The 15,209-nt window shown below is 46.4% G+C and carries 17 protein-coding genes; 5 read left to right on the plus strand and 12 right to left on the minus strand.

The window, feature by feature from the left end; all coding sequences use genetic code 11:
* Positions 1–26: 26 nt before the first annotated feature.
* Positions 27–1,217 (minus strand): NAD(P)/FAD-dependent oxidoreductase, encoded by a 1,191-nt coding sequence (locus tag IEY34_RS11255; RefSeq protein WP_079409798.1) that lies wholly within the window; start codon positions 1,215–1,217, stop codon positions 27–29.
* A 418-nt stretch (positions 1,218–1,635) separates the two neighbouring features.
* Between IEY34_RS11255 and IEY34_RS11260 the strand changes: the two genes are divergently transcribed.
* Positions 1,636–2,637, plus strand: a complete 1,002-nt coding sequence (locus IEY34_RS11260; RefSeq protein ID WP_189011432.1) for an NAD(P)/FAD-dependent oxidoreductase — start codon at positions 1,636–1,638, stop codon at positions 2,635–2,637.
* A gap of 106 nt (positions 2,638–2,743) precedes the next feature.
* Here IEY34_RS11260 and IEY34_RS11265 read toward each other — a convergent pair whose 3' ends face one another.
* Positions 2,744–2,899, minus strand: coding sequence for a sporulation histidine kinase inhibitor Sda (locus IEY34_RS11265; protein WP_189011434.1), 156 nt, complete (start codon positions 2,897–2,899; stop codon positions 2,744–2,746).
* A 341-nt stretch (positions 2,900–3,240) separates the two neighbouring features.
* Between IEY34_RS11265 and IEY34_RS11270 the strand changes: the two genes are divergently transcribed.
* Positions 3,241–3,402: a mechanosensitive ion channel protein MscL gene (locus tag IEY34_RS11270; RefSeq protein ID WP_189011436.1), complete on the plus strand. Its 162-nt coding sequence runs from the start codon at positions 3,241–3,243 to the stop codon at positions 3,400–3,402.
* A gap of 72 nt (positions 3,403–3,474) precedes the next feature.
* Here the strand turns inward: IEY34_RS11270 and IEY34_RS11275 are convergent, their stop codons facing one another.
* From IEY34_RS11275 to IEY34_RS11285, 3 genes are all read right to left on the minus strand, one after another.
* Positions 3,475–4,155, minus strand: a complete 681-nt coding sequence (locus IEY34_RS11275) for a glycoside hydrolase family 73 protein (RefSeq protein WP_189011438.1) — start codon at positions 4,153–4,155, stop codon at positions 3,475–3,477.
* Positions 4,156–4,601: 446 nt separating this feature from the next.
* A complete protein-coding gene (locus IEY34_RS11280; RefSeq protein ID WP_189011440.1) occupies positions 4,602–4,973 on the minus strand; it encodes a HesB/IscA family protein in 372 nt (123 codons plus the stop codon).
* Between the two features lie 148 nt (positions 4,974–5,121).
* On the minus strand, positions 5,122–5,298 hold the full coding sequence (locus IEY34_RS11285; protein ID WP_189011753.1) for an aspartyl-phosphate phosphatase Spo0E family protein: 177 nt from the start codon (positions 5,296–5,298) through the stop codon (positions 5,122–5,124).
* A gap of 340 nt (positions 5,299–5,638) precedes the next feature.
* On the opposite strand from IEY34_RS11285, the gene mqnE reads away from it, so the two are divergent.
* Both mqnE and IEY34_RS11295 read left to right on the plus strand, forming a co-directional pair.
* Complete coding sequence (gene mqnE, locus IEY34_RS11290; protein ID WP_189011442.1) at positions 5,639–6,739, plus strand: aminofutalosine synthase MqnE; 1,101 nt, start codon at positions 5,639–5,641, stop codon at positions 6,737–6,739.
* A 44-nt stretch (positions 6,740–6,783) separates the two neighbouring features.
* On the plus strand, positions 6,784–7,848 hold the full coding sequence (locus IEY34_RS11295) for an NAD(P)/FAD-dependent oxidoreductase (RefSeq protein ID WP_189011444.1): 1,065 nt from the start codon (positions 6,784–6,786) through the stop codon (positions 7,846–7,848).
* Here IEY34_RS11295 and IEY34_RS11300 read toward each other — a convergent pair whose 3' ends face one another.
* A complete protein-coding gene (locus tag IEY34_RS11300; protein ID WP_189011446.1) occupies positions 7,849–8,103 on the minus strand; it encodes a YuzB family protein in 255 nt (84 codons plus the stop codon).
* Positions 8,104–8,198: 95 nt separating this feature from the next.
* Between IEY34_RS11300 and IEY34_RS11305 the strand changes: the two genes are divergently transcribed.
* A complete protein-coding gene (locus IEY34_RS11305) occupies positions 8,199–8,444 on the plus strand; it encodes a NifU family protein (protein ID WP_028558591.1) in 246 nt (81 codons plus the stop codon).
* Between the two features lie 530 nt (positions 8,445–8,974).
* Here the strand turns inward: IEY34_RS11305 and IEY34_RS11310 are convergent.
* The 6 genes from IEY34_RS11310 to IEY34_RS11335 form a co-directional block, all read right to left on the minus strand.
* A complete protein-coding gene (locus IEY34_RS11310) occupies positions 8,975–9,766 on the minus strand; it encodes an SDR family oxidoreductase (RefSeq protein ID WP_189011448.1) in 792 nt (263 codons plus the stop codon).
* Between the two features lie 7 nt (positions 9,767–9,773).
* Positions 9,774–10,484 (minus strand): Cthe_2314 family HEPN domain-containing protein, encoded by a 711-nt coding sequence (locus IEY34_RS11315; protein WP_189011450.1) that lies wholly within the window; start codon positions 10,482–10,484, stop codon positions 9,774–9,776.
* Between the two features lie 32 nt (positions 10,485–10,516).
* Positions 10,517–11,479, minus strand: coding sequence for a DMT family transporter (locus IEY34_RS11320; protein ID WP_189011452.1), 963 nt, complete (start codon positions 11,477–11,479; stop codon positions 10,517–10,519).
* On the minus strand, positions 11,476–13,239 hold the full coding sequence (locus IEY34_RS11325) for a UbiD family decarboxylase (RefSeq protein WP_189011755.1): 1,764 nt from the start codon (positions 13,237–13,239) through the stop codon (positions 11,476–11,478). The genes IEY34_RS11320 and IEY34_RS11325 overlap by 4 nt, the downstream gene beginning before the upstream one ends.
* 443 nt (positions 13,240–13,682) lie before the next feature.
* On the minus strand, positions 13,683–14,582 hold the full coding sequence (locus IEY34_RS11330) for a COX15/CtaA family protein (RefSeq protein ID WP_189011454.1): 900 nt from the start codon (positions 14,580–14,582) through the stop codon (positions 13,683–13,685).
* A gap of 248 nt (positions 14,583–14,830) precedes the next feature.
* Positions 14,831–15,175, minus strand: a complete 345-nt coding sequence (locus IEY34_RS11335; RefSeq protein WP_189011456.1) for a thioredoxin family protein — start codon at positions 15,173–15,175, stop codon at positions 14,831–14,833.
* Between the last annotated feature and the right edge of the window lie 34 nt (positions 15,176–15,209).

Genomic DNA, 15,209 nt, shown 5'->3' on the forward strand with positions numbered 1-15,209 from the left:
GCGATCCCCCCGTTGTTTGAAGATGACTAGAAACGACCTTTGCGAATTACAAGCGGAATACCGCCGATAATGTAAAGGTAGCGCATATCGACTACTTTTTTCATCATGGCTGCAACGTTGCCTTTCAATTTGCGGGAACCAACAATACCGATCGCTTGACCTTTGCCTAGGGAAGCTACTGTTCCTTTGTTGGAGAACTTGAATGTTTTCATTTGCGATCCGCGAATGGAAGCAATCAGGTTGTGCGCAACAGCTTCACCTTGCTGCATTGCGATTTGCGCTGTTGGCGGGAAAGGTCTGCCTTCATCGTTCATCACGATGGAACAGTCACCCACCACATAGATGTTATCGAATTGAGGAGCACGCAAATGCTCGTCAACTTTGATCCGGCCGCGCATCGTTTCGAAGCCTGCTTCATCCAGCATGTGGTTGCCGCGGATACCGCCCGTCCATACCACCGTAGCTGCTTTGATGAACTCATCGCCGGCAATCAGAACACCTTCAGGCGTGCATTCTTTGATTGCTGTACCGATTTTGAACGTAATGCCTTTGTCCGTCAGTACTTTCATCGCATACTCAACAAGCTCAGGATCGAATCCTGGCAGTGCGGTTGGTGCTGCTTCAATATTATAAATCTTCACGAGGGAAGGATCTACGTCGAACTCTTTGCACAGCTGTGGAATACGGTCAGCAAGTTCACCAATGAACTCGATACCAGTGAATCCAGCTCCACCGATCACGAATGTCAGGTAATCTTTGCGGTCCGGTTCACGCTTGTATTTGGCGAATTGATACTCAATATGCTCACGAATGAAACGAACACTATTGATACTGCGGATATTCAGTGCATTTTCTTTGAGTCCCGGGATGCCGAAAGTTTCCGCCTCGCCGCCGAGACCGATAACCAGATAGTCGTAAGAAAGCGTACCGTCTTCGAGAATAACCTTTTTCTCGTGCGGACGGATTTGGGTAACGGTGGATTTCACGAAGTCCACTTTAAATTCATCGATTAATTTCAAAATGTTCACGCGTGCATTTTCAGGATTATCCGTTCCTGCCGCAGGCATGTGCAGATGGGTAGTGATATAATGGTAGTCATGCTTGTTTACGAGCGTAACGTCAGCTTCATTGTAATTTAACTCTTTTTGCAAACGAATCGCAGAAAGAATCCCGCCATAACCGGCGCCCAAAATAACGATTCTTGGTATTCTACTCATATCTCTCTCACTTCCATATCCGTATTTATAGTCCTATGATCTCTCTATTTTGTGAAAAATTACACAAACAGCTTCAAAAGTAGTATACTGCTTCTAGTTTGCACTCACGGGCAGCGAATTATGATGAAACAGGCTGAAATTCGTCACAACATGCGTAAAGCGATTCTCATGATATAATATAATTTTCATAAGTAAATATCAAGTGCTATTTTGGCTTAAAATAAGGCGTGAGGAGCATTCTAGCTTGTCCATGCATTGTAAGCATAACTTATCATATATATAAGCGATTTATATAAAGAAATCACACTTTTCTGTTTCCTTCATTTGAAGAGACGTTTATAATGGTATAATGATTGTGACTGAACTGAGAATTATTCTTACTCACATCAAAGGAAATGAATCGGAGGAGTTTAAGCAAATGAGCCAGAAAGAAACAAATCAAGACATCGTCGATATTATTGTAATTGGTGGCGGCCCTGCTGGGATGTTCGCTTCTTTTTACGCAGGTATGCGTCAAGCATCCGTTAAAATTATTGAAAGTATGCCGCAGCTCGGCGGGCAACTTGCAGCCCTTTATCCAGAGAAGTACATCTATGATGTAGCAGGTTTCCCGAAAGTGACTGCACAGGAGTTAGTGAACAATTTGCTAGCTCAGATGAAGCACTTTGCCATCAATGTTTGCTTGGAAGAGAAAGTTCACCAAGTGGTGAAAAACGAAGAGCGCCTGTTCGAAATTACGACAGACAAAGGCACTCATTACAGCCGCGCTGTTATCGTTACTGGCGGGGTTGGGGCCTTCGAACCGCGTCGCTTGGAGCTTCCTGAAGCAGCCCAATTCGAGAAAAAAAACCTGCATTACTTCGTTAACGATTTGAATGCATTCGCTGGTCAAAAAGTATTAATCAGCGGCGGCGGCGATTCCGCGGTTGACTGGGCGTTAATGCTTGAACCAATTGCTGAGAAAGTTACCCTTATTCATCGCAGAGATAAATTCCGTGCCCATGAGCACAGTGTTGAAAATTTGATGAACTCCAAGGTTAACATTGTGACACCTACAGAAATTACGTCACTGCAAGGGACGGACCGCATTGAGAAAGTGACGCTGAAAGACATCAAATCCGGTGAAGAAACGGTGCATGATGTGGATGCCGTTATCATTAACTTCGGTTTCGTATCTTCCCTTGGACCGATCTCCGAATGGGGTCTTGAAATCGAAAACGGCTCTATCGTTGTCGATTCCCGAATGGAAACGAACATTCCAGGTATTTTTGCGGCTGGGGATATCACAACTTACCCTGGTAAATTGAAATTGATTGCAGTAGGTTTCGGTGAAGCGCCTACGGCGATTAACAATGCCAAAGTCTACATTGATCCATCAGCTAAACTTTCACCTGGACACAGCAGCAACCTTAAATTTTAATCATCTATCTACATAAAAAGGGGTATTCTATTCCTAATCTGCCGATTAGGAGGAATACCCCTTTTCTTATATATGTCCGGTTTGGTTGGCAAGGCTAATTCAAATACTAATTCAGAGGCGTCTCATCTTTCGTGTACACTTGCAGCTTCAAATTCCTTCTTTGAATTTCTGCGAGGAGCAGGTCAACAAAATCTGTTTCTAATCTCAAGTCCAGTGCTTTGTAGTAGGAATCGATCAATGTTTCATCGCTAATTTGTCTCACTGAAATCACCTTTATCCTATAATTTGTAATTATATTATCATGGGGGCAAAATTAGAACAAGCGTTCCGTTATCCACAGAACATTGTGTATATCCTGTGGGTAGATTGTTGATATGTCCTTAAAACTCTTTAAAAGTACAGGGTATAATGTGTATAAAGTTATACACACGCTAGGCTTCCCTCAAAGTGATAAAAAAAATTGATCGATTTTTCGTGTTCTTTTAACTCTCACTTAACAAAACCTTAAGGTTGTTCACATATTTGAAAAGAAATTTTAATCGTCATTTAACATTCATCGCATACAATGATAGTAGAAAGACAAATCAAAGGAGTGAATCGACCATGCTCGTGTATGACATTGTAGTAAACGGAGAAATTAAAGAAACGATTAAACCTCGTAAAAACCGTCTGAAAGAAATCTACTCATTTATGTTGGAACAAAGCAAACTTATGCAAGCTAAATATGGAGAAAACGTTAAAATTAAAGGCCGCATGGTGTATTAGGATCGTATCCTAACTTCACCCGCGGCCCTTTTTTTACTCCCCTGACACTTTTTCAACAACCCTAAAGCGACCTTAAACAATTCCCTTGCGATGCAGCACGGTTAACAATCGATAGAAATCATAGCTGCCATTCTGCGGCGAGTCGATTAAACCTGCTTGAATAGCTGCATTCACTGCCGCCTCAGCCCAATCAGGTATGGTATCCAGTGCCATTCGCCCTTCTAAAGCGGCAACTTTGTTTTGCAACGCCTCGATTTGCTCCTGCAATTTCTCCAGCATGCTTGCAACCTCCTCATCGTATTGTGTTAGCTGATTGGTTTGAATGATGGCCATTAGCTCTGCCGCATAAGCCGGGTCCGTGGCATATCCACTGTTGGATAAGGCTAGCGCCTGCTCACTTGGACTATCTGCCGATCGAACACCAGCGTATCTTGACGAGCCAAATAGTAAATCCTGATCGCGAAACCCCGCTTCAAGCGTGGGGTACGCCCGAAAATCACCAGGAACGTTATCCTGCCTTGTGCCATCGATGACTTCCCACGTAATCGTCGATACGTGAGCGCCTTGCCAATAAGGGGTCAGCACCCCTCTGCCCACTTTGTAGCCGACTAGGTTATTCCACGCGTTCACACTTCCACCCGTCTCCAGAATCGCCTGCGCAATGCGCACAGATGGATAAATCGGCGAACCCTCTAAACGAAGCTTCACCGCAATAGGCGCGATGAGGTCAATAAACGCTTGCCTTGTCGCCATTCCATCACCTCCTCCACTTCTATGGTTAACTCTTCTTTCTATATATTCTATTCTTTCATGTTCGCAAATGGTTCCGCTCATGCTCCTGATATATCCGTCTCTACTTAGCAAGGAACAGAGGGAGGGAACTAGGGGACGCTAATTAGGCAAAAAGTAGGCATGCGAGGGTAATAGCGGAACTACAGGGTCTTATTTCCACAAAAAGTATTGAAATTCCCATGAAACAGCAAAATAGCGTACTGGAGTTCCCTCAACCTCCCGATAATGACACTTTTGGCTAGAATAGCGCACCGTAGTTCCCTTACGTCCCCGCGAGGCAGCTAGAGCAACTCCGCTTTCACTCCAAAACATATAAACTCTTATATTTCAAAAAAAAGACCTTCCAATCAGTGGTTGCCCACCAATTAGAAAGTCTCATTTAAAATATCTCAATTGCAAAGAGTTTATTAAGCCTCAACCTTATCGTCACACTTCTCAACCAAGCCCTCTTCATCCTTCACCTTGAAGGAAGAGCCGCACCCGCACGATGCTACAGCATTAGGGTTGTTGATGGAGAAGCCGCCGCCCATACCTGCGTCCGTGTAATCAATTTCTACACCGTACAAATATTTGGAGCTGTCATCGTCAACTACGACTTTGAGACCATGTATGTCAAACACTTTATCGTCAGCCTTCTGATCATCGTCAAAGCCCATGCCGTAGGAGAAACCACTACAGCCTCCCGCTTTTACGCCAAGACGCAAGAACAGGTTCGATGATTCTTCAGATGCTAGAAGTTCTTTAATTTTATCTGTTGCTGATTCACTAATGTTAATCATAACGGAAATCCCTCCCTAGAAGTTCTCTTTAAAAAGAAAACTGGCATTATCCATTTGCTTTCGTAATGCTTACTGTCAAGTATACTCCTAATCCGCGCATAGCTCAAGGGCAGTTGCACAGCGTTCAGTAACCAGAATAGCCAGCTATTTACTGCTTAGGTCGCAAAGCGTAGTACTGTAAGAGCAACAGATCCAACTCCTGGCTGCACTGTTGGACATCTGGGTGCAGAAACCCGTGTGTGCTGCCAAGGATAACCATCTGGCTTCTTAACTGCTCGATTTCTATGTTCAATCGTTCCTGCGGTTCGGTCACGAAAAATGGCATCACGATATAATCACCTTTTAACCCTACGTAATCACATTGCAATAGTATACAGGAATTTGTTAATATTGGGAATAACATTTTCTGAAAATAAATGAAAAATTTCTATCATTTCGTAGATTGTCAATTTATCTTCATCATCCTGATGTTGCCCCTCCCAACGCGGAGGTTTATAATAGAAGGGATGGTTTGTACGTTTATGAATCAAACGGGTGTGAATTCCTGAACCGAACTGGCTGACAGGTATGCGAGCCACTCACATCGCAAGGCGCATTGAATTCTTGCTGAGCTCTATGCGTCCATTCAGTATGGGCTTTATTTTGTATTCATAGGAGGAGTTAGGATGAGTGTGATCACCACAGACCCCATCAAACGGATGGCGGAGATTGCTGAGAAGGTTGAGAACGGCGAACGTCTTAGCATGGAAGATGGACTCTTTTTGTATGAGTCCGACGATCTACTGACTATTGGTCAATTAGCAAACAAAGTAAATACGCGAATGAACGGGAACAAGGTTTATTTTGTGCAAAATATGAGCTTGTACTTCACGAATGTGTGTGAAGAGCATTGTGCTTTTTGTCATTTCCGCCGCGATGAAGGTGAAGAAGGCTCCTACACGCTCACACCGAGCCAAATGTTGGATTATGTAGCCGAGAACTTCAATCCCGAAATCAGAGAGTTTCATATCAGTCAAGGGCATAACCCTCATTTGCCTTTTGAATATTATGTGGATTGCATTCGTCAATTGAAGCAAGCTTATCCGGATGTAACCATTAAGGCGCACACCGCGGCTGAAATTGAATTCTTCTCCCGGATCAGCGGACTTAGCTACCGCGATGTCCTCAAAACGCTGATGGATGCTGGCTTATCCACGCTTCCAGGCGGAGGAGCCGAAATCCTGACCGAACGTTACCGCACGAAAATGAACGTGGAAAAGGCTTCTTCAGAAGAATGGCTCGATGTTCACCGCAACGCTCACCTTCTGGGCATGAAAACACATGCAACGATGCTGTACGGTTCTATCGAAACCAAAGAGGAACGTATTCGCCATATGATCCTCCTGCGTGAACTGCAAGACGAAACCGGCGGTTTCCTTGTCTTCATTCCGAATTCCATTCAACCGGCAAGCAAGAATGCGGGTCTCAAGCGACGCGTTCCTGCCTGGGACGAGCTGAAAACCATTGCGATTAGCCGATTGATGCTCGATAACTTCCCTCATATTAAAGCTTACTTCATTAATATTGGTACCAAATTAACACAGCTTTCCTTCACCTTCGGCGCATCGGATGCGCATGGAACGATCGTGAAAGAGAAAATTTCGCATGCAGCAGGAGCACTATCTCCCGAAGGTCTTACGCGCGATGAGTTGGTTTGGTTAATTCAAGGCGCAGGACGTGTCCCTGTTGAGCGTGATACCTTTTATAATGAAATCAAAGTTTATTAGTCATACTAGAGAAGAGATATTGTTCAGAAGGGATATTGGATAGCATGAAAAAGTTTGTCATTCTCGGAGGAGGTTATGGCGGTCTGACCATAGCCTTGAACATGTTGGAAAAGGATCTGCCGGAAGACACGGTGTTGGAATTGATCGACCGGAGCCCTTTTCAAGGACTAAAAACAGAATATTACGCCTTAGCTTCAGGAACTATCGCTGAAACTCATATTCGAGTCGCTTATCCGGATGATCCTCGGCTGCTTCTTACGTATGGAGAAGTGTCTTCTGTTGATTTGAACAGCAAGATGATTAATTTCACGGACAAAGAACCCATCACCTATGACTGGTTAGTCGTCGGGCTGGGCTGTGTGGATAGCTATCATGGCATCATCGGCGCAGAGGAGCATTCATCCAGTATCCAAACACTTGCACAAACACGTGCTACCTATCAACGCATTAACAACATCGCCCCTTATGGGCAAGTGTCAATTATTGGCGGCGGACTAAGTGGTGTTGAAATGGCAGCAGAACTGCGTGAAAGCCGGGCTGATCTGAACATTCGTTTGATTGATCGCGGGCCAAGCTTGCTCTCAGCGTTCCCGAATAATCTACAGCAATACGTGCGCGAATGGATGACAGAGCATCATATTGAATTACGTCCACAAGTCTCGCTAGTTCGCTTGGATGGCGGGGATTTATACAATCAAGAAGAAATTATTCGCACAGATGCAACGATTTGGACAGCTGGCATTCAGCCTAATCCCATTGTCGAAGCGCTCAATGTGCCCAAAGACCGTCAAGGTCGCATCGTGCTCAATGAATACCACCAAATCGCCGAATATCCAGAAGTTTATGTGGTTGGGGATTGCGCTTCACTGCCATTCTCACCGAGTGCCCAAGCTGCGCAAGCGCAAGGCAAGCAAATTGCCGAAGTCATGCAAGCGATTTGGAAAGGCGACACACCGCGTCTGGGTAAAATAAAGCTAAGAGGCACCCTTGGGTCTCTCGGCAAGAAAAGCGGTTTCGGGATTATGGGTAAACGTACGCTGATGACCGGCAAAATTGCCCGTGTTCTCAAAAGCGGTGTGCTGTGGAAATCCAAGCGCCACTTCGGGTAATTAATCACCAAGAAGATCGTACATCGCTTCAATCTCTTTAATTTTGGCTATAATGAGTTCGTGGAGAGCATCGGCGCTTTCTGCCGCAACAATTTCCCCATTCAACAGCGCATAGGGTTCCATATAACATTGCCCGCAATTGCCAAGGCAGCCGTATTCGATAACGTCATAATCTGGATCTTCTTCCAGTGCTTTCATGACTTTGTCGGTGCCATGGTGCATATTGCTTGCACAAAATTCAATGATCGGTCTCATAATAAAAATTCCACCTTATGTTGATATTCGAGTTGAAAACCATTTTCATTTAAACAGTATTGTACTATAATAATAAAAGAAAGGAGATGAATCAAATGACTGAAAAAACAAAAGAAGCAATTTATGATGAAGTCCTTGAGGTTTTAGATAAACTCCGTCCTTTTCTACAACGCGATGGCGGTGACGTTGATCTCGTTGACGTAGAAGACGGTATCGTGAAGCTGAAACTCATGGGTGCCTGCGGCAGCTGCCCGAGCTCAACAATTACGTTGAAAGCCGGTATTGAGCGTGCACTTGTTGAAGAAGTTGAAGGTATAACTGAAGTCGTACAGGTATTCTAATACGACTATATCATAAGAGCTTACCAACTGTTGTATGGATTTTTCCAACAATTCCATACAACAGTCTGTATCTATAATACGAGCATGACAGCCATCCTGCATTTGGATGGCTTTTTTTCATTCTGGGCGAACCAACTGAATCCACTCCATAACCTCTCCGTTAAACGCAAGAAACCTAGCCTGCGGCTAGGTCATCTACAATTATGCGCTCGGGGATAAATAAGCAATCTAATGGACTTTTCGGCCTCAAAGAGAGTCTAAAGAACTGTATGATGCTTATTGACAAGAAAATGGCTACTTTGAAAACCTAATGAACTGAATAGACGTTATCGAGTAGCTTACAGGTTGAATTGTGATCATTTACATGAAATAACGCATCGGAAATTCGTTAGATTTTCAAAGTGAACGATTTTGAGCGAATAAAGGTTTTTGAGTTCGTAAGAGGGCGCTGCTCAAAGTTCGTTGACTTGGAAAGCCGGAGCCTTTAGTTCTGGTTTTACGCAGGTTCTGGTTCCTGGTTCTGATTCCGCTCAAGTCCTGCGCTGATTAAGCGCAGGCAACGGCTGAATTGGATCCAATCCTCCAGAGATATCCATGATATTGCCAGTAAGGAAATCAGATGCCGGCAAGCAGAGAAAGTCGATTACACGAGCCACGTCTTCGCCTGTCCCTGGTCTTCCCACTGGAGTCTCCTCATCGATTTCCAATCGCGCTTCCTCCATCGTACGTTCCTTGTTCTTGCCCCGAATGTCTCCCGGACAAATCATATTGACCGTAATCCCATGGCTAGCCTCTTCTTCCGCCAAGGTTTTGGTGAAAGAAACCAAACCCACTTTGGCCGCGGCATAGACGGCACGATGCGTCCAACCTCTTGCCTCGGCAGCTTTGCCGAAGCCAAAGTGAATAATGCGGCCCCAGCGTCTCTCACGCATCATGGGCAGAACGAGATGATCCAGCTCCATCACACCGAGCAGATTCCCACGCATCAAATATTCGATTTCATCGACGCCATAATCAGCAAAGAAGCGCCGTTCCCGGAAAAAGGGCCCTGCATTATTGACAAGAATATCGATTGGCCCCAGCCGTGAAGCGGTTTGCTCCACCATACGGACAATGTCCTCCCGCTTGGCAACATCGCCCTGAACGGCTAGGCTGCGAACACCCATATGTTCCAGTTGAAGGACTAGCTCAGCAGCTTCCTTTTCACTATTTACATAATTAACAGCGACCTGACATCCCCGCTGGGCCAGGGTCAAGGCGGTCATTTTACCGAGCCCCTTCGCACTGCCTGTAATAAGAACGGTTCGGCCTTTTAATTCCATGGTCCACTTACCCCTTTGCCACATTTGCCGTAATATAAGTAAACGCTATTAGTAAGGTTCGGCATGCCATATCAAATCCCTGCTGGAGGTCTACAACATTGGATCTGACGTTTTCAACGTGAATCCGATCTCCCGGATACGGCTCTTTTTGCAAAAGATCATCCAGCATCTCGGCATTGATATAGTGAATTTCCATATTTCGTTGATTGCGCAATCGATCCAGCGCGGCTTTATGATCCATTTTCAAATTGTACAGTTGAACTTCCAATGAACCGTGAATATGTTTCTCATGCATCCGACGCAAAACGGTAAAATACGAAAATCGAGATTTCAACGTCTCCGTTTTCAACTCGAAGAGATCATTCATAAACGTACCCAATTTATCTAAAATGGAAAATAAGCGAATAAGGGCATTCTTATAAAAATAAACAAAACGATGATACGATTCCATCTCCTGAGCATCCATTTCTTCAAGAAAGGTTTTGTGAATAAGCTCAGCGTAGCGTTCACAGCAATATTTGCTTTGTTCCAGCTCGTCCAGCGCATCAATAAAACCTTTGCTCCAGATGGCTTGTCTATGATATTTGGCATATTCCGATGTTAAGTGGTTGTTCTCTCTCGATTCCAGTTGTTCAATATATACTCTAACGGCATTGCCTGCTTCTAGAAGAAGCCCGCTATCCACCCGTTTCGGTTCATTAAACAGTACGCGCAGCATCAGGCACCCCTCCATTGATTAAAATGTAAAATTCAAGCTTTCTCGCTAGCATGGTCACTCATTTCTATTTTCCGCTTAATGGCTTGCGCACGGTCCCTCTGAACCAAATACATAGCTGCAAGTACCCCGACACCGCCAAATACTTGATTCAACGAAATCGATTCATGCAGAAAAAAGTAGCCTGCAATAGCTGCTGTTATTGGAAGCAAATAGCCATACGCAGAGGATTTAAACGGTCCTAGCTTGGACAGGCTCCAATTATGAATTGAAAACCCTAATGCTGTAGCCAGCAGGGAAGTATAGATTAAGGTAATCCACCCTGTCGATGAAATCGCTGCCAAATACGCGCCGTCTGCGCGCATAAGCACAAAGGGCAATAAGGATAGGGCGCCTGCTGTCATTTCCAGGGAAATGAGCAAAGGCAGCGGATATCGCACGACCAAACGATTCATCCCAATTAAATAGATGGCTCCCATCACACTGCGCATGACGAGTAAGATATCCCCTTTGAACGTATCCCCTCCGAGGTGAAAACCATCAGGTCCACCCGAAACGATAATAATGACACTGGCTAAGGCGAGGGGAATCCCGAGCAGAATGCGCCAAGTGAGGCGAACTTGACCTGCGATCAAAGCAAAAATCACCGTGATGACCGGCATAAAGCCTCTGCCTAGGACGGCTCCATTAGCTGAATTGGAAAACTGCAGCGCATACTGCAGAAGTGCTTCCATGCCTACTGCATTCAGAATCCCCAATCCGCATATGAGCAAAAGATCTTTGGGATCAATCTGCATCCGGAGAGAACGGGAACGATAATAGAAGTAAGTATAGACCCAGAGGATTGGAATCATACTTGCGAAACGAAGTCCGTTGAAAACGAGGGAATCCCATTCTCTCCCCCCGATTTTTAGCGAAGCTAAATTAATCCCCCATAGTATGTAAACAAGGACGAAGCCGATGTGTGGATAAAAGGAACGAAGCCGCTCTGAATTCATGCGAAATATTCCTTCCAGCGGCGTTCAACCAATCCCACGATATCCTCGCGTGGGAACAATTCCGCGGGATGCCCCGGCTTCCTCCGGGCATCCATCACGATCGGCAATTCATAGGCAATATGATGGCGGTTAACTTGCGATGCAGCATACATATCGCTGGCCGGATTAAAACATGTGAATACGGTCCCCAAGAACTTGGTTTGGTCATTCACGATGGCACTGGCTTCATCCACCAGGATGATCAGCGGCCAATCTGTGAGACGACTTGCCGCATTCGCCAGCAAGCGCTGAGGCAGTTCCGGCTCCGCCGCGTAGGACGCACCTGAGACTACCAGACAGCCGCCGCAATAAACGGCAATGTCTTGGATCTCGGGCAGCTCGCCTGCGGTGTAGGCCCTTGGCAGCTCGCGCACAGGCACCCCTGTGCCGAGGAGCACGGCTTTACTGCCGCGATTGAGCTGGTCATCTGTATAATCAAGCGCACCCTGCGATGTTTGGTTGAAAATGAGCAAATCCTGAGCTGGATCAAAACGTTCGAGCACGCTCTCGAGCAGCTGTTTGAAATTGGCCAGCTCTACTGGCTGATCCGTGATGATCAGAAATTTCGTGAGCGACAGCTGGCCCTCGCCCAAGATTCGAAATGCCGTGCCAAGCGCTTCACGGCTATAGCTCTCGCGGACGACAGCAGCAGTTAACGGGTGGTACCCTGTCTCAGCGTACGTCCACAGACTTTGCACCCCCGGCAACGCCAGAGGAAACACGGGCCCCAGCAGTCTTTGCAAGAAGTCACCTAGGAAGTAATCCTCTTGGCGCGGTTTGCCGACGATCGTCGCGGGATAGATCGCGTCTCTGCGGTGCCACACATGATTCACATGGAAAATGGGTAAATCATGGACGCGTGAATCATACCCTAAATGGTCGCCGAACGGCCCTTCGGCACGTCTAGTATGCGCCGGAACGACGCCGCATATCGCAAACTCCGCCTCGGCTGCGAGGCGGTGCCCCCCATGGGGATTCTCCACCATGGGGAGCTTCTGCCCGAGGATGAGCGATGCGAGCATCAGCTTAGGCAGAAGCTCAGGCACCGGCGCAATCGCCGCAGCGATGAGCGCGGGCGGGCCGCCCAGGAACACGGTGGCGGGCAGCGGTTTCTCCCGCTGCTCCGCTTCGTGGTAATGGGCGCCGCCGCCTCTATGTACTGGCCAGTGCATCCCGGTCGTCGAGTCATCATATACCTGCATGCGATACATGCCCAAATGATGATGACGGCCATCCGGATGCTCCGTATAGACGAGCGGCATCGTAACGAACGGGCCGCCGTCTTCTTGCCAGCTCGTCAGGACGGGCAGTCCAGCGAGTGGGTGGTCACGCTTAAAGCCCCCAAGAATGGGCGCTTGATTGGGCTGCAGTTTCTTCGTCCCCACCTTCAGCAGGTCGAAGAGCAATGATCTCTCGCCCCAGAGCGCTTGGGGCGTAGGCGGCAGCAACGTGTTTGTTGCGTTGATAACCGCTTTCATGAATTGCTCTGGTTTTGTGCCGAACGCAAGCTCAACACGACGCTTTGTTCCGAATAGATTCGTAACGACCGGGAACGAGCTGCCTTTGACATTCGTGAACAGCAAAGCCGGTCCCTGCTCATCAATGACACGGCGATGAATTTCGGCAAGCTCCAGATTCGGATCCACGGGAACCGAAATTTCAATCAATTCATTCTCGCGGCGCAACACATCCAGAAAAACTCGCAAATTCGTTGAAACGATGAGAATCTCCCCCTTTTCCAAAATCGTCGTATTCCTTTAATTATCGTGTAAGAAAAACGGCTTCGCCGCCCTGATAGATCAGTCTCTTCTTAGCGGCTAAGTACAGAGGGAGGGAACTAGGGGACGCTAATTAGGCAAAAAGTAGGGCTGCGAGGGTAATAGCGGAACTACACGGTCTTATTTCCACAAAAAGCGTTGAAATTCCCTTGAAGCAGCAAAATAGCGTCCTGTAGTTCCCTCAACCTCCCGATACTGACACTTTTGGCTAAAATAGCGCACCGTAGTTTCCCTTACGTCCGCGCGAGGCAGCTGGAGCTCTGCATTCACTCCAAAACATATAAACTCTTTATAATTTAATAAAAGGAAATAGCCTTCCCTAAGAAGGCCTTCTCTTCCACAAAGCTTCCTGTGCATCATGCTCCCAAGGAGCTTGCTCGACGCCACTAAGCTTTGCGGTCATATAAAGTTAAGACGCACAGATAACATAAGAATCCGAACATACAAGCGACAATAACCGCATGGATCATGCCGGTGAACAGATAGGCCACTTCGTTGCCCATCGACCAAGTGACAACCGCGCCGCTAGCCACTTGCAGGGAAACAAGAATGAGCGACCATTTGCTGCCAAAGCGCAGCTTGTCCGAGTCATGATAATGCTTTTTGGCTTGCAAATACAGAAACAGGATACAAATAAAGAGCAGCAGCGCCGCGATGCGATGAGTAAAAACAATCCCCGTAGAACCACTTAGTTCAGGGATGACTGCGCCATTGCATAGAGGCCAGCCTGAGCAACCGCCCGACGAAACCGTATGGCGTACAAATGCTCCGAAATACACAACAACATAACTGTATACCGTTGTAATCCACACGATAGCTTTGAAGCTGCTGCGGATGGCGGTATCTCGCTGGAATTGCCCCCACGATGTAAATACAAGCGCCAAGAGCAATGAAAAAGCAAAAGCTAGCAAAGAGAGTCCGAAATGAAGCGCCAGTACGAGGGAAGACTGCGGCCATACAACAGCCATTGCTCCCATCGCTGCTTGAATCAGCGTCATCAATACGGTGGCAGAAATAAAAAATTTAGCATCTTTACGTTTCACATAGCGAAAAACAAGAATGAATGTGGCAACCAGAATTAAGGTTACAATACCAACTACTAAGCGATGGCTGTACTCGATCATCGATGAGATCGTATGCGCAGGGACGAATTTCCCATTACATAGCGGCCACTCATCTCCGCAGCCTCTGCCTGCGTCCGCCTTGGTGACCAAGGCGCCCATAGCAAGAATGAGAAACATGCCGATGGCGGAAAGATTCGCTAATCTTTGAATCAGTTTTTGCATGATTGCACCTACTTTTATGTCGTGACTTCTGTCCATCATGTCGAAAAAGGGAGTTCCGTTTTCAATTATAGCTTTAAAAACAAGGCAAATCCATTCGCAATTGTTACAAAGCTCCGAAACCAAGCTAAAGCCGGCTTGCGTGTTCATCATCTATTCACGTATTCAAATTGGCGGCTCAAAAAAATCTCTCTTGCCCGTACATCAAGGTCAAAGACCCCTTGTACAGAAAAGAGAGATTTTGGTCGGTTTTAGGTATGCAAAGCAGCCGAAACTTCCAACGCACGACCAAGAAACTGTTCGATTTCTTCGCGGGTTTTGCGCAGTTTATTAACGAAACGGACTAGTTCCTTGCCATTCTGGAAAGCAATAAAGCTAGGAATACCGAGAATATTCAGCTGTTCACAAAGCTCCGGCACTTCATCACGATCCAATTCAATAAAGGTGATACGCCCAGCATAGTCTTGCTCAACAGACGGCATGAAGGGATCGATATAATGGCAATCTTTGCACCATGTTGTCTTGAAGATGGCCACGGTCAAAACAGGCTGCGAGATTTGTTCTTGGAATGCTTGGTCATTGGAAACTTTCAACATAGCGAGCACCTCACTGCATGGAAAATGTATAACT

Source organism: Paenibacillus marchantiophytorum, from assembly GCF_014640555.1.
Classification (GTDB): domain Bacteria; phylum Bacillota; class Bacilli; order Paenibacillales; family NBRC-103111; genus Paenibacillus_E; species Paenibacillus_E marchantiophytorum.

Coding starts and splice junctions, on each gene's coding strand:
- IEY34_RS11255 (WP_079409798.1), bottom strand. CDS start 1,217: ATGAGTAGAATACCAAGAATCGTTATTTTGGGCGCCGGTTATGGCGGG.
- IEY34_RS11260 (WP_189011432.1), top strand. CDS start 1,636: ATGAGCCAGAAAGAAACAAATCAAGACATCGTCGATATTATTGTAATT.
- IEY34_RS11270 (WP_189011436.1), top strand. CDS start 3,241: ATGCTCGTGTATGACATTGTAGTAAACGGAGAAATTAAAGAAACGATT.
- IEY34_RS11275 (WP_189011438.1), bottom strand. CDS start 4,155: ATGGCGACAAGGCAAGCGTTTATTGACCTCATCGCGCCTATTGCGGTG.
- IEY34_RS11280 (WP_189011440.1), bottom strand. CDS start 4,973: ATGATTAACATTAGTGAATCAGCAACAGATAAAATTAAAGAACTTCTA.
- IEY34_RS11285 (WP_189011753.1), bottom strand. CDS start 5,298: ATGCCATTTTTCGTGACCGAACCGCAGGAACGATTGAACATAGAAATC.
- mqnE (WP_189011442.1), top strand. CDS start 5,639: ATGAGTGTGATCACCACAGACCCCATCAAACGGATGGCGGAGATTGCT.
- IEY34_RS11295 (WP_189011444.1), top strand. CDS start 6,784: ATGAAAAAGTTTGTCATTCTCGGAGGAGGTTATGGCGGTCTGACCATA.
- IEY34_RS11300 (WP_189011446.1), bottom strand. CDS start 8,103: ATGAGACCGATCATTGAATTTTGTGCAAGCAATATGCACCATGGCACC.
- IEY34_RS11305 (WP_028558591.1), top strand. CDS start 8,199: ATGACTGAAAAAACAAAAGAAGCAATTTATGATGAAGTCCTTGAGGTT.
- IEY34_RS11310 (WP_189011448.1), bottom strand. CDS start 9,766: ATGGAATTAAAAGGCCGAACCGTTCTTATTACAGGCAGTGCGAAGGGG.
- IEY34_RS11315 (WP_189011450.1), bottom strand. CDS start 10,484: ATGCTGCGCGTACTGTTTAATGAACCGAAACGGGTGGATAGCGGGCTT.
- IEY34_RS11320 (WP_189011452.1), bottom strand. CDS start 11,479: ATGAATTCAGAGCGGCTTCGTTCCTTTTATCCACACATCGGCTTCGTC.
- IEY34_RS11330 (WP_189011454.1), bottom strand. CDS start 14,582: ATGCAAAAACTGATTCAAAGATTAGCGAATCTTTCCGCCATCGGCATG.
- IEY34_RS11335 (WP_189011456.1), bottom strand. CDS start 15,175: ATGTTGAAAGTTTCCAATGACCAAGCATTCCAAGAACAAATCTCGCAG.